This is a genomic window from Hydrogenophaga sedimenti (genome assembly GCF_051857515.1).
Lineage (GTDB): Bacteria > Pseudomonadota > Gammaproteobacteria > Burkholderiales > Burkholderiaceae_C > Hydrogenophaga.
In genome coordinates this window covers 289,367-311,273 of record NZ_JBPZHA010000005.1, presented here as the reverse complement: position 1 = coordinate 311,273, position 21,907 = coordinate 289,367, and the positions used below count along the sequence as shown (strand labels likewise).

The window sequence follows — 21,907 nt, the reverse complement described above, 5'->3', positions numbered from 1 at the left end:
TGACATGGCAAAGTTTTTCATCGAGCGCCCCATCTTCGCGTGGGTGATCGCGCTCTTCATCATGGTGGCCGGCGCGGTGTCGATCACGCAGCTGCCGATCTCGCAGTACCCGCCGGTGGCGCCGCCGTCCATCGTCATCAACGCGACCTACCCGGGCGCCTCGGCCAAGACGCTGGAAGACAGTGTGCTGTCGGTGATCGAGCAGGAAATGAACGGCTCGCCCGGCCTGATCTACATGGAAGCCGTGGCGCAGGCCAACGGCACCGGCAGCATCACGCTGAGCTTCCAGCCGGGCACCAACCCCGACCTGGCGCAGGTGGATGTGCAGAACCGCCTCTCGCGCGCCACGCCGCGCCTGCCCTCGGCGGTGACGCAGCAGGGCGTGCGCGTGGACAAGTCGCGCAGCAACTTCCTGCTGTTCGCGATCCTGTCCTCGGACGACCCGGCCTGGGACCCGGTGGCCCTGGGCGACTTCGCCTCGCGCAGCGTGGTGCCGGAAATCCAGCGCCTGCCGGGCGTGGGCCAGGCCCAGCTGTTCGGCACCGAACGCGCCATGCGCATCTGGATCGACCCGGCCAAGCTGCTGGGCTTCAACCTGAGCGCCAACGACGTGACCACCGCCATCCGCGCGCAGAACGCGCAGGTCTCGGCCGGTGAAATCGGCGCGCTGCCCAACGTGGCCGGCCAGTCGATCGCCGCCACCGTGGTGGTCAACGGCCAGCTCTCCAGCGTCGAGCAGTTCGGCAACATCGTGCTGCGCGCCAAGAGCGACGGTTCGACCGTGCGCCTCAAGGACGTGGCCCGCATCGAGCTGGGCGCCCAGGCCTACGCCACCTCCGCCCGCCTGAACGGCAAGCCCTCGACCGGCATTGGCGTGCAGCTCTCGCCCAACGGCAACGCGCTGGCGACCGCCAACGCGGTGCGCGCCAAGATGACCGAGCTGGAGAAGTTCTTTCCCAAGGGCATGAGCTGGACGATTCCCTACGACAGCTCCAAGTTCGTGAAGATCTCGATCCAGGAAGTGGCCAAGACGCTGCTGGAGGCCGTGGCCCTGGTGTTCCTGGTGATGTTCCTGTTCCTGCAGAACTGGCGCTACACGCTGATCCCGACCGTGGTGGTGCCGGTGGCGCTGCTGGGCACCTTCGCCGGCCTGCTGGCGATGGGCTTCTCGATCAACGTGCTGACCATGTTCGGCATGGTGCTGGTGATCGGCATCGTGGTGGACGATGCCATCGTGGTGGTGGAGAACGTCGAGCGCATCATGAGCGAGGAAGGCCTGCCGCCGGTTGAGGCGACGCGCAAGGCCATGGGCCAGATCTCGGGCGCCATCATCGGCGTGACCGTGGTACTGATCTCGGTGTTCGTGCCGCTGGCCTTCTTCAGCGGTTCGGTCGGCAACATCTACCGCCAGTTCGCGGCCGTGATGGGCCTGTCGATCGCCTTCTCGGCCTTCATGGCGCTGTCGCTCACGCCCGCGCTGTGCGCCACGCTGCTGCAGCAGGTCGAGGCCGGCCACGCCCATGCCAAGACCGGATTCTTCGGCTGGTTCAACCGCGGCTTCGCCCGCACCGCCAAGAACTACGAGGGCGGTGTGTCCCGCCTGCTGCCGCGCGCCGGCCGCACGCTGATCGTCTACGCGGTGATCGTCGGTGTGGCGGTGTTCGTCTACCAGCGCCTGCCGACCTCGTTCCTGCCCAACGAAGACCAGGGCACCATGCTGGTCAACGTGCAGCTGCCGCCGGGCGCGACGCAGGAACGCACGCTGGAGGTGATGAAGCAGGTCGAGGGCTTCGTGCTCAAGCAGCCCGAGGTGCAGAGCATGGTCGGCGTGCTGGGCTTCAGCTTCTCCGGCCAGGGCCAGAACGCGGCGCTCGCCTTCGTGACCCTCAAGGACTGGGACGAACGCAAGGCGCCGGGCAGCGACGCGCAGTCGATCGCCGGCCGTGCCTTCGGCGCGCTCTCGGGCATCCGCGACGCCTTCATCTTCGCGCTCAATCCGCCGCCGATTCCCGAGCTGGGCGCCTCGTCGGGCTTCAGCTTCCGCCTGCAGGACCGCTCGGGTCAGAGCCGTGAGGCCCTGGTCAACGCGCGCAACCAGCTGCTGGGCATGGCCTCGCAGAGCAAGCTGCTGACGCAGGTGCGGCCCGACGGTCTGGAAGATGCGCCGCAGTTGCAGATCGACATCGACCGCGACCGCGCCAACGCGCTGGGCGTGAGCTTCGACGGCATCAGCGCCGCCATCGGTACCGCGCTGGGCTCGGCCTACGCCAACGACTTCCCGAACGCCGGCCGCCTGCAGCGCGTGATGGTGCAGGCCGACGCGGCCGCCCGCATGCAGCCCGACGACGTGCTGAAGCTGACGGTGAACAACAGCAGCGGCCAGGCCGTTCCGCTGTCGGCCTTCGCCTCGACCAAGTGGATCACCGGCCCGATGCAGACCGTGCGCTACAACGGCTATCCCTCGATGCGCCTGAGCGGCAGCGCCGCGCCGGGCGTGAGCACCGGCCAGGCGATGGCCGAGATGGAGGCACTGGCGGCCAAGCTGCCGCCGGGCTTCGGCTACGAGTGGACCGGCCAGTCGCGCGAGGAAAAGCTCGCCGGCAGCCAGGCGCTGATCCTCTACGGCTTCGCCATCCTCGCGGTCGTGCTGTGTCTGGCCGCCCTGTACGAGAGCTGGACGATTCCGCTGGCCGTGATCCTGGTGGTGCCGCTGGGTGTGCTCGGCGTGCTGCTGGCGACGCTGCTGCGCAACTACTCGAACGACGTGTACTTCCAGGTCGGCCTGATCACCATCATCGGTCTGTCGGCCAAGAACGCCATCCTGATCATCGAGTTCGCCAAGGACCTGCAGGCGCAGGGCCACAGCGTGATCGAGTCGGCGCTGGCCGCCGCCCACCTGCGCTTCCGTCCGATCATCATGACCTCGCTGGCGTTCACGCTGGGCGTGCTGCCGCTGTTCCTCGCCTCGGGCGCGGGCTCGGCCAGCCAGCGTGCCATCGGCACCGGCGTGATCGGCGGCATCCTGACCGGCACGGCGCTGGCCGTGTTCTTTGTTCCGATCTTCTTTGTCGTCGTGCGCTCCATTTTCAAGGGCAGCGAGCGGCAGCGGCTCCACGACATCGAGGAAGCCAAACACCATGGAGTGAATCATGTCTGAGCGCGCCACCTTCCGACTGTCCGCGCTGGCGCTGGCGGCCCTGCTGGGCGGCTGCTCGCTGACCCCGGCGCTGGAAAAGCCCGCGGCACCCGTCGCCGCCACCTACCCGGGGCAGGCCGCGGCGGCGACCGCCACCGGCCAGCTGCCGGCCTGGGAGAGCTTCGTCTCCGACGCGCGGCTGCGCGACCTGATCAAGCTCGCGCTGCAGAACAACCGCGACCTGCGCGTGGCCACGCTCAACATCGAGCAGGTGCGCGCGCAGTACCAGGTCAAGCGGGCCGACCAGTTCCCCACCGTCAATGCGGTGGTGAGCGGCAGCCGCCAGCCGACCACCAGCGGTGGCATGAGCAGCGTCTATACCGCGGGTCTGGCGATGGCGAGCTGGGAGATCGATTTCTTCGGTCGCCTGGGCAGCCTCAAGGACGCGGCGCTGGCGCAGTTCCTCGCCAGCGAAGAAGCGCAGCGCACGGCGCAGACCAGCCTGGTCGCCTCGGTCGCGAGCACCTGGCTGAGCCTGCAGACCGACGAGGCACTGCTGGCCCTGACCCAGCGCACCCTGACCACGCGCGAGGATTCGCTGCGGCTGTCCAAGCTGCGCTTCGACAACGGCGCCACCTCGGCGCTCGACCTGCGGCAGGCCGAATCGCTGACGGCGGCCGCGCGCAGCACGCTGGCCCAGCAGCAGCGGGCCCGCGCGCTGGACATCAATGCGCTGACCTTGCTGGTGGGGCAGGAAGTGCCGGCCAACCTGCTGCCCGGTGCGGCCGACGTCACGCCGTTCCAGGCGGTGCCCGAGGGGCTGCCGTCCGAGCTGCTGACGCGCCGCGCCGACATCCGCCAGGCCGAGCAGGCGATGGTGGCGGCCAATGCCAACATCGGCGCCGCGCGCGCGGCCTTCTTCCCGCGCATCTCGCTGACGACCAGCGTGGGCACGGTGAGCAACCAGCTCTCGGGTCTGTTCAAGGACGGCTCGTGGGGCTTCTCGCTGGCGCCGCAGGCGCTGCTGCCGATCTTCGACATGGGCCGCAACCAGGCCAACCTGGACGTGGCCAAGGTCGGTCGCGACACCGCGATCGCGCAGTACGAGAAGGCCATCCAGGTCGCGTTCCGCGAAGTGGCCGACGCACTGGCCGGGCGGGCGACGCTGGGCGAGCAGCTGGCGGCGCAGGAGCTGCAGGCCAAGGCCGAGGCCGAGCGCTTCCGCCTGGCCGAGCTGCGCTACAAGAACGGGGTGTCGAGCTACCTCGACGTGCTGGATGCGCAGCGTTCGCTGTTCGCGACCCAGCAGGCCCTCGCCCAGTCGCGCCTGGCCCAGCAGCAAAACCAGGTCGCGCTCTACAAGGCCCTCGGCGGAGGCTATTAAGTCTTCAGGTCGTAGAAGCGCACGATGTGCTCCCAGGCGGCTTGCGGGTCGTCGACGACCTTGAACAGGTTCAGGTCCTCGGGCGAGATCGTGCCTTCTTCGACCAGCACGTCCAGGTTGAGCAGGCGCTGCCAGTAGGTCGAGCCGAACAGCACGATTGGCACCGGCTTGGCCTTCTTGCACTGCACGAGCGTGATCACTTCGAACAATTCGTCCAGCGTGCCGAAGCCGCCAGGGAAGGCGACCAGGGCCTTGGCGCGCATCATGAAGTGCATCTTGCGCAGCGCGAAGTAGTGGAACTTGAAGCTCAGGCCGGGTGAGATGAACCGGTTGCCCGACTGCTCGAAGGGCAGCGAGATGTTCAGGCCGACATTGAGCGCGCCTTCATCGTGCGCGCCCCGGTTGGCCGCTTCCATGATGCCCGGCCCGCCGCCGGTGCAGATGAACATCTGGTCTTCCTTGGCGGCGTGGGCGCTGTAGCGGGCCACCAGGCGGCCGAAGGCGCGCGCCTCGTCGTAGTAGTGCGCGTTGCGCAGGATCGCTTCGGCCTTGCGGATGCTCTCGGCGTTGCCGCCTTCACGGGCCGTGGCCAGCGCTGCCTCGGACTCTTCCCGTTCGCGGAAGCGGGCGCTGCCAAAGACGACGACGGTGTTCTCGATCCCCAGCTGCTGCTGTGCCAGGTCGGGCTTGAGCATCTCCAGCTGGAAGCGGATGCCGCGCGTCTCGCGCCGCAGCAGGAACTCGGGGTCGGCAAACGCCATCCGGTAGGCATCGGCCTGCAGGGCATTGCCGTTGTTGGCGTGGGCCTGCAGGTCGGCCCAGGCGTCGGCGATGCGCTGTTCGCTCAGGTTTTGGGTGGTTTCCATGCGGGAGGTCTCGTTGGCAAAAGAGGGATTGTGTCGCGAAGAACCCGCTCACAGGCCGATGGCCAGCGCGAGCGGCACAAAGACCACGGCCAGCGCATTGCCCAGCATGATCATGGCCGCTACCTTGTCGGGTTCCTGGTGGTAGCGCTCGGCCAGCATGAATTGCATCACCGCCGGGGGCAGGGCGGCGAACAGCAGCAACTGGCCGCGCGCCGCGCCTTCGATGCCCAGCGCCCAGGCCAGCGGGATGCCGATCGCCAGACCGATCAGCGGCCGGGCCAGCGCACCCAGCAGGCCCAGCGCCAGCCCGGCCCGGGTGAGCGAGGTCAGGCGCACGCCGAGCGCGAACAGCATCATGGGCAGCAGCGCGTCGCCCAGCAGCTTCAGGCCGGAGAGCAGCACATCCGGAGGGCGCAGCCCGGTCAGAGCGCTCGCGAAACCCAGCGCAGTGCCGATCATCAGCGGGCTGGTCAGCAGGTCGCGGGTGCGGGCAGAGGCGCTGGTGATGCGTGCGCCGATCGAGAAGTGCAGCAGGTTGGCGACCGAGAACAGGGCCACGGCGGCACCGAAATGCGCCGGTCCGAAGGCCAGCAGGGCCAGTGGCAGACCCATGTTGCCGCTGTTGTTGAACATCACCACCGGCACCAGGGAGCGCGGCTGGGCGCCAAAGATCCGCGCCACCGGCCAGGCCAGCAGCCCGCTGCCCAGGATCAGCACCGTGCCGCCGATCAGCAGCGGCACATGGCTGGCGAGGTGGAAGTCTTTCGAGGACAGCGCCGAATACACCAGCACCGGCGCCAGCACGTCCAGCGCGATGCGGTTGAAGACCGACATGTCCGGCGCCTTGCGGCGGGCGTAGCCGTAGCCGATGGCCACGATCAGGAAGACCGGAATGATGACGTCGGCGATGCGGGTGATGAGGTCCATGCGTGCAGCAAAAGAAAAAGGCTCCCGGGGGAGCCTTTTACATCAACAGTCCGGATGATCAGACGCGCTTGCGGTATTCACCGGTGCGGGTGTCAATTTCGATCTTGTCGCCCTGGCTGACGAACAGCGGCACCGGCACTTCGAAGCCGGTGGCGATCTTGGCGGGCTTGAGCACCTTGCCGGACGTGTCGCCCTTGACGGCGGGTTCGGTCCAGGTGATTTCGCGCACGACGCTGGTGGGCAGTTCGACCGAGATGGCCTTGCCTTCGTAGAACACCACTTCCACGGTCATGCCGTCTTCGAGGTAGTTCAGGGCGTCGCCCATGTTTTCGGCTTCGACTTCGTACTGGTTGTACTCGGCGTCCATGCAGACGTACATCGGGTCGGCGAAGTAGGAGTAGGTGCACTCCTTCTTGTCCAGGATGATCTGGTCCATCTTGTCGTCGGCCTTGAAGACGACTTCGGTGCCGATGTTGCCCAGCAGGCCCTTGAGCTTCATGCGGACGGTGGCGGCGCCACGGCCACCACGGGCGTATTCGGTGCGCAGGACGATCATCGGGTCCTTGCCGTGCATGATCACATTGCCGGCGCGGAGTTCTTGGGCGATTTTCATAGGGATTCCAACAGTTGGGCCGCGGGTTCCGTCGGGGCGAAAGGCCTGCGGAAGGTCTGGAAGGCCGCGATCTGCGCGGCGAGGCAGATGGCTGGCGGGTAACGGGCGGCGGCGCATGGCCGCACCGGTTTACAGCAAAGCCTTGAATTTTAACGCTTTTCGGCAACGAATCCGAGCAGCTGGCTGGTCAGGTCGGCCTGGGCCAGCAGGCGCTGCCGGGCCGCCAGGGCGCAGCCACTCCAGCCGCGCACCGTTTCCCAGCCTGGCCAGACCCTTTCGGGCCGGGTCAGACCGTTCCAGGCACGGTGGAAATCGCGCAGCGAGGCCGGTGCTTCCAGCCAGTCCAGAAAGGCTTCAAGTTTGGCGTGGTGGGCGTTGTCGTGTTGCGGATAGATGTGCCAGACGAAGGGCCGTCCGGCCCACAGCGCACGCACCAGCGAGTCCTCCCCGCGCACGAAATTGAGGTCGCAGCTCCAGAGCAGGTGGTCGTAGCCGTGCTGGGTCAGGCGGGGCACGGCGTGCAGGTCCGGAGCACCCATGTCCTGCCCGTCCTTTTGCACAGCGGCCACGGCGTCGCTGGCACGGCCAGCCGTCACCAGCCAGTCGCTGGCGGTGTCGCGCCCGGCCTGCCGGAGCACCGCGGCCAGCGCCGGCGGCTCGTAACAGAACAGGCTGGCGCGCGGGCGTTCGCCGGATGGCAGACCCTGTGCGTCCAGCCAGGCCGGCGCGTCGAAATCCGCCTGCCGCGCAGGCAGGTCGGCCTCGCGCAGCAAGCCGCCGGTGGCGGGCGTGAAGCCCGGAAACAGGAACCACTTGGTCAGACCCCGCAGCGGGCCGGTCATGACCGGCGAGGGCAGGCGGTGCGAGCGTTCGACCCAGGCCTCGGCGCTCATGTACTCGAGGTTGATCCAGACCGGCGGCGTTGCGCCTTCCGTCAGACGCCGTGCCAGGTCGTCGAGAAATTCCGGCGCCGGGTCACAGCCGAAGGCCTCGATCCACACCTCGGCGGGCGGCAGCGAAGCGACCAGACCGGCGGGCAGTGGCGCGGTCCAGCGGAACACCTGCACGCCGGGCCAGCGGCTTTCCAGCGCACCCGGCGCCATCCAGGCCAGGTCGTCCGGCACGTCGATCCACAGCCGCACCGGCTCGCCGCGGCGCGCGAGATCGGCGCACAGGCGCCAGCAGACGCCGGTGTCGCCCAGGTTGTCGATCACGCGGCAGAAGATGTCCCATTGCATGGCACCGATTGTCCAACGTGGCGCGCAAGGGATGGACAGGGGACGTCGCGGGTCTTAGAGTCCGCACGAGGTTGTTGCGGTCTGGCTGGAGGTAAACCATGAAGCAGTTGCTGAAGGCTTTCGCCCTGTGGGTCCTGTGTCTGGGTCTGAGTCTGGGTGTCGGCTCCGCCTGGGCGCAGGAGCTGCTGACCGACATGGCGGCCGGGCCACCCTCCGGTCGCTACGCCTTCGGCAGCTCGACGCCCAAGAGCCTGCCCGAGCTGCTGCGCGGGCCCGGGCAGGGTGATCCGGCGAGCATCGTCGGCCATCTCTTTCTGCCCGCCGAACCCGCTGCCGGCAAGGTGGGCGCGGTGATCCTGGTCCATGGCTCGGGCGGGATCTACGACGCGATGCTCGACTACTGGCCCAAGCGCTTCAATGCCGCGGGCCTGGCGGTGCTGTCGCTCGACACCTTCGGGCCCAGAGGGGTCAAGAGCACCGCCGAGGACCAGTCCCAGGTGCCCTTTGCGGCCGACACCGCCGATGCTTTCGTGGCCCTGCGGATGCTGGCCACGCATCCCCGGATCGATCCGAAGCGCATCGCGGTGATGGGTTTCTCCCGTGGCGGGATCACGGCGTGGCGAAGCGCCATCAACCGCATCATCGTTTCCCAGAAGCTGCCGGGCGACCTTCGGTTTGCGGCCCACGTGCCGGTGTATGCCGGCGGGTGTGTGGGCATCTTCCGCGTCACGCCCAAGGCCGGGGTGTTCTCGCCCGCACCGATGCTCTGGGTGCATGGTGACGCCGACGACTACACGCCCATCGGGCCGTGCCGCGAGTACACAGAGAAGATCGGACAGACCGGTACGCCAGTGACGTTTGTGACCATTCCCGGCGCGCAGCACAAATTCGATGCCGACGACACCCGCAAGATCATGTTGCGGGGCGCGCAGCGGACGGTCGATGACTGCCCGCTGGAGACCGACGTCGATGCGATGGCGGTGATGGACCGCAAGACCGGGCAACGACTGACCGGCGAAGCGCTCGCTGCGACGCAGAAAGCCTGCGCCGCAACCGGTGCCAACGTGCAGGGCGACAAGGCTGCACGCGACAAGGCGGCGGAAGCCATCGTGGGGTTCCTGACGAAGGTGCTGGCCCCACGTTGACGGATCGGTCCGGGCCACAATACGGCCCCATGTCCAGCCCTGCATCTGACGCACCACATTCCGAACAACTGCTGGCCGAGGTCGCGGCGCTGCCGGGCCTGCCAGGGGTCTACCGCTATTTCGACGCCCAGGGCCAGCTGCTCTACGTCGGCAAGGCCCGCAACCTCAAGAAGCGCGTCAGCAGCTACTTCCAGAAGAACCACGACGGCACCCGCATCGGCCAGATGGTCAGCCGCATCGTGCGCATGGAGACCACGGTGGTGCGCACCGAGGCCGAGGCGCTGCTGCTGGAAAACAACCTGATCAAGACGCTGAACCCCAAGTTCAACATCCTGTTCCGCGACGACAAGAGCTACCCCTATCTCAAGATCACCGGCACGCGGGAGACCTTCCGGACCGCCGGGACCAAGCCCCTGCCGATGCTCGCGTTCCCGCGCATGGCCTACTACCGTGGCGTGGTCGACCGGCGCCACAGCTACTACGGCCCGTACCCCAGCGCCTGGGCGGTCAAGGAGACCATCACGCTGCTGCAGAAGGTGTTCCGCCTGCGCACCTGCGAAGACACGGTGTTCGCCAACCGCACGCGGCCCTGTCTGCTCTACCAGATCAAGCGTTGCACTGGCCCCTGCGTGGACCTGATCGACATGGAGGCCTACGGGCGGGACGTGGCCGACGCCGAGCGTTTCCTGCGCGGCGAGACCCAGGAGGTGCTCGACGCGCTGCAGGCGCGCATGATGGCGCACGCCGACCGGCTGGAGTTCGAGCAGGCGGCCGAGATCCGCAACCAGATGGGTGCCCTGTCCAAGGTGCTGCAGCAGCAGGCGATGGACAACCTCTCGGACAAGGACGTCGACGTGCTGGCGGTGAAGGTGCTCGGCGGCCGGGCCTGCGTGAACCTGGCGATGATCCGCGGCGGTCGGCACCTGGGCGACCGGCCGTATTTCCCGGCCCACGTCGACGATGCGACCCAGATCGACGAGGCGCTGGAGACCGAGGGGGAAGCACCGGCGGTCAGCGATCCGCTGGAGCGGGTGCATGTGCGCGTGCTCGAAGCCTTCATCGCGCAGCACTACCTGGGCGCCGCGCTGCCGCACACGCTGGTCACCAGCCACCCGGTGCGCCGCTCGCTGGTCGAGGCGCTGACCGAGCAGAACGGCGCCAAGGTCAACGCGGTGCACCAGCCGCGCGAGCACCGCCGCATCTGGCTGGAGATGGCACAGAAGAACGCCGAGATCGCGCTGGCGCGGCTGCTGGCCGAAGAGGGCTCGCAGCAGGCACGCACGCGCGCGCTGGCCGAGGCGCTGGGCCTGCCCGACGACAACCTGGACGAGCTGCGCATCGAGTGTTTCGACATCTCGCACACCGCCGGCGAATCGACCCAGGCGTCCTGCGTGGTGTTCGAAACCCACAAGATGCAGAACAGCCAGTACCGGCGCTACAACATCGACGGCATCACCGGTGGCGACGACTATGCCGCCATGCGCCAGGTGCTGCTGCGGCGCTACGGCAAGATCGCCGAGGCGCTGCGGGCGGAGCAGGGCGTCGAGGCGGCACCGGTGGCCGAACTGCTGGCCGATCAGGCGGTGCCAGAGGCTGCCGACGCGGCAGCGCCAGAGGCATCCAGCGCCTCGCAGGAAGCGCCCAAGGGGCCGCGCATGCCCGACCTGGTGCTGGTCGATGGTGGCAAGGGCCAGGTCAGCATGGCGCGCGAAGTGTTCCAGCAGCTCGGTCTGGACTTGTCGCTGATCGTTGGCGTCGAGAAGGGCGAGGGCCGCAAGGTCGGTCTGGAAGAGCTGGTGTTTGCCGACGGTCGCGAGAAGGTCTACCTGGGCCACGATTCGGCCGCGCTGATGCTGGTGGCGCAGATCCGCGACGAGGCGCACCGCTTCGCGATCACCGGCATGCGGGCCCAGCGCGCCAAGGTGCGCACCGGCGGCAGCAAGCTCGAAGACATTCCCGGCGTCGGCCCGAAGAAGCGGGCGCGGTTGCTGCAGCGTTTCGGCGGCGTGCGTGGCGTGGCGGCGGCGAGCGTCGAGGACCTGAGCACGGTGGAAGGCATCTCGGCCGAGCTGGCCGACGCGATCTACCGCGCCCTGCACTGAGGCGTTCGCCTCACTTGCTGGTGAGCTGGAAGCTGCCGTCCCATCCGGCCGGCGGCGGCTGGTCGAGGTACCCGCGGCAGCGCGCCAGCAGCACGCGCGACGGCGGATCGTCCGGGTGGCGTTCGAGCCGTGCGATGGCGGCGGCGAACTCGCGCTGCTGGTAGCGGGTGAACGCGGCTTCGTAGTCGGTCAGCACGGCCATCTGCGCCTCGGGCACTTCCCCCTTGCGGCCCACCAGCTCGTAGACCTTGATCGGCACCGACTTGCCCACCGGGACCAGCTGGTCCACCCGCCGCGTCACGAAGCTGTCCGGGCGCAGCTGGTCGCGGGTGTGCTGCGACAGGAGGACCGAGGTGCCGTAGAGCTTGTTGGCGCCTTCGAGCCGGCTGGCCAGGTTCACCTGGTCGCCGATGGCGGTGTAACTCATGCGGTTGTCGGAGCCGATGTTGCCGACGATGGCCTCGCCGGTGTTGATGCCGATGCGGGTCCTGAACGCGACGTCCAGCCCGCGGTCGCGCCAGTCGGCGTTGAGCGCGGTGATCGCCGTCTGGGCCGCCAGCGCGGCCTCGCAGGCGCGGTGCGCATGGTCGGGCGTGGGCTCCGGCGCGTTCCAGAACGCCAGCACCGCGTCGCCCACATACTGGTCCACGGTCGCACCGGTCTGCAGCAGGGCGGCAGAAACCGTCGTCAGGTATTCGCTGAGCAGATGCACCAGCTGGTCCGGCGGCACGCGCTCGCTCAGCAAGGTGAAGCCTTCGATGTCGGACATGAACACCGTCAGTTCCTGCTGCGCGCCACCCGGTTCGGCGTCGACGCCGCGCGCAATCAGGCGCCGCACCAGCTCGGCGGGCACGTACTTCTGGAACGAGCGCAGGCCCGAGCGCATGCTCTCGAGCTGCTGCACCATGCTGTTGATCTCGATCACCCGCGAGTAGATCGGTGGCGTGCTCTCCAGGTTGAACTGGCGGACCTTCATCATGTCGGCCTCCAGCCGCGAGAGCGGGCGCCGGATGCGCTGTGCGATCAGGTAGGCCATCGGCATCAGCAGCAGTGTGACCAGACCGCCCGTGCCCCAGAGCACGACCTGGTAGCGCCGCTCCTTGGCCAGCACGCGCTCGGCAGAAATGTCCAGCCCCAGCACGGCTTCCACCCGCCCGTCGGGCAGGTACAGCGGCGCGTAGGCCGACATCCAGGTGCCCCAGGCGTCGGTGTAGAAGCGGTCGGTCACATACGAGGAGCGCTCGCCGCGCCTGGCCTTGAAGGCCTGCAGCAGGGCGGGACTCACGTCCTGGTAGACATCGCCCAGCGTGCTGAACTCGGTCGGGTTTTCCTCCGCGTCGACCACGAACACCACCTTGCCGTCGGGCAATTGACGCGTGGTGTAGATGAAGCGGATGTCGGTGCCCATGTCGCGGATCTCGCGCAACCGGTCGCGCAGGGCGCGGTAGTCCGGACTGGCCTGGTCGCCCTTGTCCTGCAGCCGCTGGTGCTTGACCACATCGATCTGGGTCGCGGCCACGGACGACAGGTCGGCCAGCCGCAGCTTGAACTCGTCGCGCACGAAGTCGCCCACCAGGCGGCTGGTCGCCAGACCGATCACCAGGCTGACCAGCAGGGTGACGCCGGCAAACGCCGCGACCAGCGTGAACCGCAAGGTGAAGCGGCCAAAGCGCGGGCCGGATGCGGGATCGGTGCGGGTCATGGACGGGCAGTGTACAAAACCGCCCCCATAATCTCGCCCATGTTCTTCAACCTTCCCACCTTGCTGACCTGGGCGCGCATCGTCGCCATTCCCCTGATCATCGGTGTGTTCTATCTGGAAGGTGTGAGTGCGGCCCAGCAGAACCTGATCGCCACGGTGATGTTCGTGGTGTTCGCGGCGACCGACTGGGCCGACGGTTTCCTGGCACGCCGACTGAACCAGACCTCGGCCTTCGGTGCCTTTCTCGATCCGGTGGCCGACAAGTTCCTGGTCTGCGCCAGCCTGCTGGTGCTGGTGCACCTGAAGCGGGCCGACGTGTTCGTGGCCCTGATCATCATCGGGCGCGAGATCGCCATCTCCTCGCTGCGCGAATGGATGGCCATCATCGGTGCGACCAAGAGCGTCGCGGTGCACATGATCGGCAAGCTCAAGACATCGGTACAGATGACGGCGATCCCCTTCCTGCTGTTCAACGGCAAGCTGCTGGGCGTGATCGACACGCATGTGTGGGGCACCTGGCTGATCTGGGCGTCGGCAGTGCTCACCGTGTGGTCGATGGTCTATTACCTGCAGAAGGCGCTGCCCGAGATCCGCGCCCGGGCCCGCTGATGGCGGACTCGGCGGGCCAGGACAACGCCTGGCTGCGCGCCATGCCCTGGGTGTTCGTGCTGATCTGGAGCACGGGCTTCATCGTCGCGCGCTACGGCATGCCACACGCGCCGCCGATGTCCTTCCTGGCGGTGCGCTACGCGCTCTCCATCCTCTGTTTCCTGCCGTGGATCGTGCTGGCCGGCGTGAAGTGGCCCGCGAACCAACGGCAGGCGATGCATCTGGCGGTGACCGGTGTGCTGATGCATGCCGGGTACCTGGGTGGCGTCTGGGCGGCGGTCAAGGCCGGCATGGGTTCGGGTCTCTCTTCGCTGATCGTCGGCATCCAGCCGGTGCTCACCGCGATCTGGCTGAGCAGTGTGGGCGGCCAACATGTCTCGCGGCGCCAGTGGCTGGGCCTGCTGCTGGGCTTTGCGGGTCTGGTGCTGGTGGTCTCGCGCAAGTTCGGCGCTGGCGGCCCGGGCGATTCGGCCAACTGGCACAACCTGTCGTTGGCCATCATGGCGCTGTTCGCGATCACGGCGGGCACGCTGTACCAGAAGCGCTTCGTGCAGCCCTGCGACGTGCGCACCGCCAACACGGTGCAACTGGCCGCGGCCCTGGTGGTGACCCTGCCGCTGGCCCTGCTGGAGGCCGAGCCGATGCGCTGGAATGCCGAACTCGCAGGCGCCATGGCCTGGTCGGTGCTGGGGCTGACGCTGGGCGGCAGCTCGCTGCTCTACATGCTGATCCAGCGTGGCGCGGCGGCCTCGGTGACCAGCCTGATGTACCTTGTGCCGCCCTGCACCGCGATGATCGCCTGGCTGCTGTTTGCCGAGCCGATCACCGCCGTGACCGTTGCCGGCACGGCGCTCACCGCTTTCGGCGTGAGCCTGGTGGTGCGGCCGGCGCGCTGACGCGTTTCTCTTTCTGCTTCACCGGCGGGTGCCGCCAGGGCTCACCCTTGAAGCGCTCGGCCAGGAAGTCCACCAGCAAGCGGATGCGGCGCGGCACCTGCGCACGATACGGCGCGATCCAGTGCACGTCGGCGTCGGGCATCGCACAGTCTGGCAGCACGCGCTGCAACGCGCCGCTCTCCAGCTGAGGGGCCACGTCCCAGAGGCTGCGCAGCATGACGCCGTGCCCGGCCAGGCACCAGTCGCGCACCAGCTCTCCCGAATTGCTGGACAGCGGGCCGCGCACCGGCACATGCACCCAGTGCGCCTCGCCATCGCGGCGCAGCCGCCAGTGATCGAAACGCTGGTCCGGCCCGCCGCCGTTCTCCCGCACCACCAGACAGTCGTGTGCCGACAGGTCCTCCAGTGAAACCGGGACACCGCGGCGGCGCAGATAGGACGGCGACGCGACCAGCACGCGCTGGTTCGCCGCCAGCTTGCGGGACACCCATTCGCCGGCGCGCTGCGGCGGCGCGGTCCAGAGCCAGATCGCGCCGTCCAGGCCGTCGACCACCAGGTCCGGCAACTGCTCGGTCAGCTGCACCTGCACGCTGACCCTGGGGTAGAGCGACTGGAAATCGGCCAGCGCCGGACCCAGCCATTGCCGGCCGAAACCGAAGGTGGCCGCCAGCCGGATCGGACCCGATGGCTCGGCCTGTCGCTCGCGCAATTCGGTCTCGGCCGCCGCGAACCCGCGCAGCAGTTCCTCGGCGCGTTCGCACAGGGTCTCGCCGTCGGCGGTCGGGCTGACGCGCCTTGTGGTGCGCTGGAACAGCCGCGAGCCCAGGCGTGTCTCCAGCGCGGCCAGGCGCTTGGTCACCACCGAAGGCGCCAGCCGCAGCGCGCGTGCGGCCGTGACCAGGCTGCCGTGGCGCCGCACGGCCAGCACCAGCTCCAGATCGGGTCGGTCCAATTCTTTCCCTTGTGGAAACAATGAATGGACGAATTATTGCTCCATGCGGTCGTAAGCTCTCACCCACATTTCAGGAGATTTCCCATGAGCACCACGCACCGCATCGCAGTCATCGCCGGCGACGGCATCGGCACCGAAGTCATGCCCGAGGGCCTTCGCGTCCTGGAGGCCGCCGCATCGCGGTTCGGCATCGGCCTGCAGTTCGACCACTTCGACTTCTCCAGCTGTGACTACTACGAGCGCCACGGCAAGATGCTGCCCGACGACTGGAAGGACCAGATCGGCGGCCACGATGCGATCTACTTCGGCGCCGTCGGCTGGCCCGACAAGGTGCCCGACCACATCTCGCTCTGGGGCTCGCTGCTGATGTTCCGCCGCGAATTCGACCAGTACGTCAATGTGCGTCCGGCGCGCCTGATGCCTGGCGTGCGCGCGCCGGTGGTGCGGCGCGACGGCAGCCCGCGCGAACCCGGCGAGATCGACATGGTGATCGTGCGCGAGAACACCGAGGGCGAATATTCCAGCATCGGCGGCCGCATGTACGGTGGCACCGAGCGCGAGATCGTGGTGCAGGAAACGGTGATGTCGCGCATCGGCGTCGACCGCGTGCTGAGACACGCCTTCGAGGTCGCGCGCTCGCGGCCGAAGAAGCACCTGACCAGCGCCACCAAGAGCAACGGCATCGCCATCACCATGCCTTACTGGGACGAACGGGTCGAGGCCATGGCCAAAGCGTATCCGGATGTGAAAGTCGACAAGTTCCACATCGACATCCTCACCGCGCATTTCGTGCAGCGGCCGGACTTCTTCGATGTGGTGGTGGGCAGTAACCTGTTCGGTGACATCCTGTCCGACCTCGGGCCGGCCTGCACCGGCACCATCGGCATCGCACCCAGCGCCAACCTCAATCCCACGCGGGCGCATCCCTCGCTGTTCGAGCCGGTGCATGGCTCGGCGCCCGACATCGCCGGCAAGGGTGTCGCCAACCCGATTGGCCAGATCTGGTGCGGCGCGATGATGCTGGACTTCCTGGGCCACCGGGATGCGCACGACGCGATCATGCGGGCGATCGAAGCCTGTCTGGCACCGGAGAGCGGTGCGCCGCGCACCCCCGATCTGGGTGGAACCGCAAGCACCGGCGATCTGGGAAAGGCCATTGCAGAGAGTGTTCGGATGCTGTGAGGACCGTGTCCAAAGCGACCGGTCTTTCATCACGGATGCGTCGCGAAACCGCATAGAATCTCGCGGTTCTGGCGCACGTTGGGCGTTTTGGCTGCGGCTGTATTGACAGTGGCGCAGCCCCGTGGGTCTAATGAAGAGGCGCATGTATGGAGAGATTTCCCGTACCAATGCGACGCATGACCTGACCAGAATCCGCAGGCTGTGGCGACCGGTGATGCCACATCACCCGCCTGCCTGAAGCAACGAACTTTCATTTCATATAGAGGGGCTTTTTGTGAACAAAACAGAACTCGTCGAGCACATTGCCAAGCACGCCGACATCTCCAAGGCCGCCGCCACCCGCGCGCTCGATTCCACCATCACCGCCATCCGCACCACGCTCAAGAAGGGCGGCACGGTGTCGCTGGTGGGTTTTGGCTCGTTTGCCGTGACCAAGCGTCCTGCCCGCAAGGGTCGCAATCCGCGCACTGGCGCTGAGATTAAAATCAAGGCCGCCAAGGTGCCGAAGTTCCGTCCGGGCAAGGCGCTCAAGGACGCTCTGAACTGAAGCAGACCCCAGGGTTTCGGTGGGGTGCTTAGCTCAGTCGGTAGAGCGGCGCCCTTACAAGGCGTAGGTCGGCGGTTCGACCCCGTCAGCACCCACCACCATCAAAAAGGCGAACTCGGGTTCGCCTTTTTTGTTGTCGACATTCCGGTGTCGGCGTTTGTTTGATTTGCAGGATTCCAGGCATGTTCGATTCCATTCGCAATCACAAGAAGTACCTCATGGGCTTCCTGATGATCCTGATCATCCCGTCCTTCGTCCTGTTCGGTATCCAGGGCTTCACCAGTTTCGGCCAGAAGGGTGAGACCGTGGCCACGGTGGACGGCCACGACATCAGCAAGGCCGACTGGGATCAGGCACACAAGACCGAATCGCAGCGCCTGCGCGAACAGATGCCCAACATCGATCCCAAGATGCTCGACAGCGATGCGGCCAAGTACTCCACGCTCGAGCGCCTGGTGCGCGACCGCGTGCTGGCCACCGCGGTGCAGAAGGAGCATCTCTACACCAGCGACCAGCGCCTGGCCCAGGCCCTGCAGGAAGATCCGAACATCGCCGCGCTGCGCAAGGCCGACGGCTCGCTCGACGTCGAGCGTTACCAGCAACTGCTGGCCCGCCAGGGCCTGACCCCCGAAGGTTTCGAAGCCCGCGTGCGTTCCGACCTGTCCCTGCGCCAGGTGCTGGGTGCCGTCCAGGCGACCGGCTTCGCCCCCCCGTCGGTGGCCAACGTGTCGCTCAATGCCTTCTTCGAACGCCGCGAGATCCGCGTGCTGCCGCTGGCGGCCAAGGACTTCGCCGCCAAGGTCACGCCGACCGACGCCGAGATCGAGCAGTTCTACAAGGACAACCAGCCGATGTTCCAGGCGCCGGAGCAGGTCGACATCGAATACGTCGTGCTCGACGCCAAGGAACTGGCCAAGACCATCACCCTGCCCGAAGACGATCTGAAGGCCTACTACAAGGAAAACGTTTCTCGCCTCTCCGGCGACGAAGAACGCCGTGCCAGCCACATCCTGCTGAACGCCCCGGCCAACATGCCGGCGGCCGAGCGCGAAAAGGTCAAGGCCAAGGCGCAAGGCCTGCTGGAGCAGGTGCGCAAGGCGCCGGAGACCTTTGCCGCCGTGGCCAAGGCCAACTCGCAGGACCCGGGCTCGGCCCCCAAGGGCGGCGATCTGGAGTTTTTCGGTCGTGGTGCCATGGTCAAGCCGTTTGAAGACGTGGTGTTCGGCATGAAGAAGGGCGAGATCGCCAACCTGGTGGAAACCGAGTTCGGTTTCCACGTCATCCAGCTGACCGACATCAAGGCGCCCAAGCAGAAGACTTTCGAAGAGATGCGCCCGCAGATCGAGGCCGACCTGAAGAAACAGCAGGCACAGAAGCGCTTTGCGGAAAGCGCCGACGCCTTCGGCAACATGGTCTACGAACAGGCCGAGAGCCTCAAGCCCGCTGCCGACCACTTCAAGCTGGAAGTCAAGACCGCCAAGGGCCTGCTGCGCCAGCCCGTGCCGGGCTCCGGCGTGCTCGCCAGCGAGCGCCTGCTGGGGGCTGTGTTCGCACCCGAGGCGGTCCAGAGCAAGCGCAACACCGAAGCGGTCGAGACCGCCTCGGGCCAGATGACGGCGGCCCGCGTGATCAACCACGCTCCCGCCCGTACCCTGCCGCTGGCCGAAGTGCGCGACAACGTGCGCACGCGCCTGGTGGCCCAGCGCTCGGCCCAGCTGGCCAAGGAGGAGGGCGCCAAGAAGCTCGCGGCACTCAAGTCGGGCAGCGACACCAGCGCCATGCCGGCCTCGGTCGTGGTCTCGCGCGACAACCCGCAGAGCCTGGCGACCGAAACGGTCAAGGCGGCGCTCAGTGTCGATCCCAAGCAGCTGCCGGCCTGGGCCGGTGTCGACATGGGCGAGCAGGGCTACGCCATCGTGAAGGTCGAGAAGGTGCTGCCGCGCAATGCGCCGGCGCCCAAGAACCAGGAGCTGCAGCAATACGCGCAGTGGTGGAACAACGCCGAGGCCCAGGCCCAGTACGAAGCCCTCAAACAGCGCTTCAAGGTGAAAATCCTGGTTCCGGAGCCCAAGTCCTGACAGGGCACGCTATAATGGTGGGCTTGCGGTGGCTGTAGCTCAGTTGGTAGAGTCCAGGATTGTGATTCCTGTTGTCGTGGGTTCGAGTCCCATCAGCCACCCCACCGAACCATGAACAAAGCCCGGCCCTTGCCGGGCTTTGTCGTTTCCGGGCTTCCTGGGGATCCACCTGGGATCTGCCGGGTGCTCCGCCACCACGGACGTGGCCACGGCACGGGACACCGTGCCGGGGAATATCTCTGTGCAATGAATGGTTCCTGAACCCCGGCTATGGTCGGCTGTTCCGCCACCCGCCCTGGCGCCCGATCGACTTGCCGGGCCGGAACGGCTTGACATTTCGCCCGCCGCGTCGTTCATTCCCATTCATTCCACAAGAAGGAGCCCCATGTCACATTCCACCACCCGCCGCACCCTTGCGCTGGCGACGCTCGTCGGTGCCTTGGTCTCCTCCACCGTCTTCGCGCAGGGCGCTCCGGTGCGCGTCGGCTCCAAGATCGACACCGAAGGTGCCCTGCTGGGCAACATCATCGTCCAGGTGCTGGAGGCCAACGGCATCAAGACCGAGAACAAGGTCCGCCTGGGCAACACCAAGATCGTGCGCAGCGCGCTGCTGGCCGGCGAGATCGACATCTACCCCGAATACACGGGCAACGGTGCCTTCTTCTTCTCCGACGACAAGAACCCGGCCTGGAAGAGTGCCAAGGGTGGCTTTGACCTGGTCAGCCAGCTCGATGCCAGCCAGAACAAGATCACCTGGCTGACGCCTTCGCCGGCCAACAACACCTGGGCGATCGCCGTGCGCAAGGACGTGGCCCAGGCCAACAAGCTCAAGAGCCTGGAAGACCTCGGGCGCTGGGTCTCGGCCGGTGGCAAGTTCAAGCTGGCCGCTTCGGCCGAGTTCATCGAACGCTCCGACGCGCTGCCGGCCTTCCAGACCGCCTACGGCTTCAAGCTCGGCCAGGACCAGCTGCTGACCCTGGCCGGTGGCGACACGGCGGTCACCATCAAGGCCGCCGCGGAAAGCACCTCGGGCGTCAACGCGGCCATGGCCTACGGCACCGACGGGCCGGTCGCGGCCCTGGGTCTGGTGATCCTGGACGACCCCAAGGGCATCCAGCCGGTGTACGCGCCTGCGCCCACCATCCGCGCGTCGGTGCTGGCGGCGAACCCGAAGATCAGGGACCTGCTGGCCCCGGTGTTCCGGAGCCTGGACGGCACGACCCTGCAGACCCTGAACGCGCGCATCGCCCTGGAAGGTGTGGACGCCAGGAAGGTCGCGGCCGACTACCTCAAGTCCAAGGGTTTCCTCAAGAACTGAGCCCGGGACCGGTTTGCCTTCCCTGCCTTTCTCCGGCAAGGCCTCCGCGCGACCGATCCTGCTGCTGGCCGCCGCGGCGGCCCTGGTGGGCCTGCCGCTGGTCAGTGCCGCCCCCAACCGGCTGCTCAGCGGCCAGGGGGTGTCGCTGGCGCAGGTGCTGCACGCGGCGGCAGGGGGATGGTCCATGCTGATGCTCTGTCTGGTTCTGCTGGCGGGTGTCCTGCTGGGGCTGCTGGTGCGGTGGCCGGATCAGCGCACTGTGCCGTTCGTTCTTCTGGTGGCACTCGGGGCCGGGTTTCTGGGGTTGCTGACGCTGGCGGGCCAGCACGCGGCGGCGGCGGACCTGCAGACCGGCGGGCTGGGGCGGACCACGCTGGCCAGCGGTTTCTGGCTGGGTACCCTGCTGCTGTGGATGTCGGCCAGCGAGGTGCTGCGCCGCCTGCGGGCATCGCCCACGGGCGCGGCGGTCTTCTGGTGCCTGCTGTTGCTGGCCGTGTGCTGGCTGCTCGCGTCGGGGGCGCTGGACGCGTTGTCCACGGTCAAGGAGTACGGCAACCGGGCGGAGGATTTCTGGAGCGCGCTGCGCCAGCACCTGCGCATCATCCTGCTGACCACGGCGCTGACGGTTGCTGTCGGGCTGCCGCTGGGTGTGGCGCTGCACCGGCGCCCGCGGTGGTCGTCCCGGGTGTTCCCGCTGCTGAACCTGGTGCAGACGGTGCCGTCGATTGCGCTGTTCGGCCTGCTGATGGCCTTGCTGTCGACGCTGGGCCAGCACCTTCCGCTGCTGCCAGCGCTCGGCATCCACGGTGTGGGGCTGGCGCCGGCCGTGCTGGCGCTGACCTTCTATTCGCTGCTGCCGCTGGTGCGCAGCACCTACGAAGGCCTGGCCCACCTGCCACGCGCCTACGCCGAAGCCGGCACCGCCATGGGCCTGTCGCGCCGCCAGCTGCTGTGGCAGGTGGAGCTGCCGCTGGCCTTGCCGGTGCTGCTCTCGGGTCTGAAGGTGATGCTGGTGCAGACCATCGGCCTGACCGCCGTGGCGGCCCTGATCGGGGCGGGCGGACTGGGCGCGCTCCTGTTCGAGGGCCTGTTCAGCAGCGCGCTGGATCTGGTCGTGCTGGCGGTGGTGCCCATCGTGGCCCTGGCCTGGCTGGCCGAGGCCTTGTTCATCGTGCTGCACACACTGGCCCGTCGCTGGGCCCGGGGCTGACC

17 protein-coding genes and 2 tRNA genes are annotated in these 21,907 nt (G+C 67.5%); 13 read left to right on the top strand and 6 right to left on the bottom strand.

Features of this window, described 5'->3' with window-relative positions; genetic code table 11:
* Positions 1-4: 4 nt before the first annotated feature.
* Together ACS5NL_RS10890 and ACS5NL_RS10885 are read left to right on the top strand one after the other, a co-directional pair.
* On the top strand, positions 5-3,157 hold the full coding sequence (locus ACS5NL_RS10890; RefSeq protein ID WP_439353810.1) for an efflux RND transporter permease subunit: 3,153 nt from the start codon (positions 5-7) through the stop codon (positions 3,155-3,157).
* On the top strand, positions 3,150-4,520 hold the full coding sequence (locus ACS5NL_RS10885) for an efflux transporter outer membrane subunit (RefSeq protein ID WP_439353809.1): 1,371 nt from the start codon (positions 3,150-3,152) through the stop codon (positions 4,518-4,520). The genes ACS5NL_RS10890 and ACS5NL_RS10885 overlap by 8 nt, the downstream gene beginning before the upstream one ends.
* Here ACS5NL_RS10885 and ACS5NL_RS10880 read toward each other — a convergent pair.
* The 4 genes from ACS5NL_RS10880 to earP form a co-directional block, all read right to left on the bottom strand.
* On the bottom strand, positions 4,517-5,386 hold the full coding sequence (locus ACS5NL_RS10880; protein WP_439353808.1) for an LOG family protein: 870 nt from the start codon (positions 5,384-5,386) through the stop codon (positions 4,517-4,519). The genes ACS5NL_RS10885 and ACS5NL_RS10880 overlap by 4 nt on opposite strands.
* 48 nt (positions 5,387-5,434) lie before the next feature.
* Complete coding sequence (locus ACS5NL_RS10875; RefSeq protein ID WP_439353807.1) at positions 5,435-6,313, bottom strand: AEC family transporter; 879 nt, start codon at positions 6,311-6,313, stop codon at positions 5,435-5,437.
* A gap of 58 nt (positions 6,314-6,371) precedes the next feature.
* Positions 6,372-6,926 carry an elongation factor P gene (gene efp / locus ACS5NL_RS10870; protein ID WP_439353806.1) on the bottom strand — a complete coding sequence of 185 codons (555 nt, stop codon included), beginning with the start codon at positions 6,924-6,926 and terminating at the stop codon, positions 6,372-6,374.
* 149 nt (positions 6,927-7,075) lie between these two features.
* Entirely contained in the window at positions 7,076-8,164 is a 1,089-nt protein-coding gene (earP, locus tag ACS5NL_RS10865; protein WP_439353805.1) for an elongation factor P maturation arginine rhamnosyltransferase EarP, read from the bottom strand.
* Between the two features lie 98 nt (positions 8,165-8,262).
* On the opposite strand from earP, the gene ACS5NL_RS10860 reads away from it, so the two are divergent.
* Together ACS5NL_RS10860 and uvrC are read left to right on the top strand one after the other, a co-directional pair.
* The gene (locus ACS5NL_RS10860; protein ID WP_439353804.1) at positions 8,263-9,309 is read left to right on the top strand and encodes a dienelactone hydrolase family protein; all 1,047 of its coding nucleotides are present in this window, start codon (positions 8,263-8,265) and stop codon (positions 9,307-9,309) included.
* 29 nt (positions 9,310-9,338) lie between these two features.
* On the top strand, positions 9,339-11,411 hold the full coding sequence (gene uvrC / locus ACS5NL_RS10855) for an excinuclease ABC subunit UvrC (protein ID WP_439353803.1): 2,073 nt from the start codon (positions 9,339-9,341) through the stop codon (positions 11,409-11,411).
* 10 nt (positions 11,412-11,421) lie between these two features.
* On the opposite strand, the gene ACS5NL_RS10850 is transcribed toward uvrC, so the two are convergent.
* On the bottom strand, positions 11,422-13,113 hold the full coding sequence (locus ACS5NL_RS10850; protein WP_439353802.1) for an adenylate/guanylate cyclase domain-containing protein: 1,692 nt from the start codon (positions 13,111-13,113) through the stop codon (positions 11,422-11,424).
* A gap of 39 nt (positions 13,114-13,152) precedes the next feature.
* Here ACS5NL_RS10850 and pgsA point away from each other — a divergent pair, with 39 nt between their 5' ends.
* Together pgsA and ACS5NL_RS10840 are read left to right on the top strand one after the other, a co-directional pair.
* Complete coding sequence (pgsA, locus tag ACS5NL_RS10845) at positions 13,153-13,722, top strand: CDP-diacylglycerol--glycerol-3-phosphate 3-phosphatidyltransferase (RefSeq protein WP_439353801.1); 570 nt, start codon at positions 13,153-13,155, stop codon at positions 13,720-13,722.
* A complete protein-coding gene (locus ACS5NL_RS10840; protein WP_439353800.1) occupies positions 13,722-14,618 on the top strand; it encodes a DMT family transporter in 897 nt (298 codons plus the stop codon). Before pgsA ends, ACS5NL_RS10840 begins: the two co-directional genes overlap by 1 nt.
* Here ACS5NL_RS10840 and ACS5NL_RS10835 read toward each other — a convergent pair.
* Complete coding sequence (locus tag ACS5NL_RS10835; RefSeq protein WP_439353799.1) at positions 14,575-15,570, bottom strand: LysR family transcriptional regulator; 996 nt, start codon at positions 15,568-15,570, stop codon at positions 14,575-14,577. The genes ACS5NL_RS10840 and ACS5NL_RS10835 overlap by 44 nt on opposite strands.
* An 84-nt stretch (positions 15,571-15,654) precedes the next feature.
* On the opposite strand from ACS5NL_RS10835, the gene ACS5NL_RS10830 reads away from it, so the two are divergent.
* From ACS5NL_RS10830 to ACS5NL_RS10800, 7 genes are all read left to right on the top strand, one after another.
* A complete protein-coding gene (locus ACS5NL_RS10830; protein WP_439353798.1) occupies positions 15,655-16,752 on the top strand; it encodes a tartrate dehydrogenase in 1,098 nt (365 codons plus the stop codon).
* A gap of 274 nt (positions 16,753-17,026) precedes the next feature.
* Positions 17,027-17,299: an HU family DNA-binding protein gene (locus ACS5NL_RS10825; protein WP_066158910.1), complete on the top strand. Its 273-nt coding sequence runs from the start codon at positions 17,027-17,029 to the stop codon at positions 17,297-17,299.
* Positions 17,300-17,321: 22 nt separating this feature from the next.
* A tRNA-Val gene (locus ACS5NL_RS10820) sits at positions 17,322-17,397 on the top strand.
* A gap of 84 nt (positions 17,398-17,481) precedes the next feature.
* On the top strand, positions 17,482-19,377 hold the full coding sequence (locus tag ACS5NL_RS10815) for a SurA N-terminal domain-containing protein (RefSeq protein WP_439353797.1): 1,896 nt from the start codon (positions 17,482-17,484) through the stop codon (positions 19,375-19,377).
* Between the two features lie 28 nt (positions 19,378-19,405).
* Positions 19,406-19,481: transfer RNA gene (locus tag ACS5NL_RS10810), tRNA-His, on the top strand.
* 281 nt (positions 19,482-19,762) lie between these two features.
* A complete protein-coding gene (gene osmF / locus ACS5NL_RS10805; protein ID WP_439353796.1) occupies positions 19,763-20,695 on the top strand; it encodes a glycine betaine ABC transporter substrate-binding protein OsmF in 933 nt (310 codons plus the stop codon).
* A gap of 13 nt (positions 20,696-20,708) precedes the next feature.
* A complete protein-coding gene (locus ACS5NL_RS10800; RefSeq protein ID WP_439353795.1) occupies positions 20,709-21,905 on the top strand; it encodes an ABC transporter permease in 1,197 nt (398 codons plus the stop codon).
* Positions 21,906-21,907: the final 2 nt, after the last annotated feature.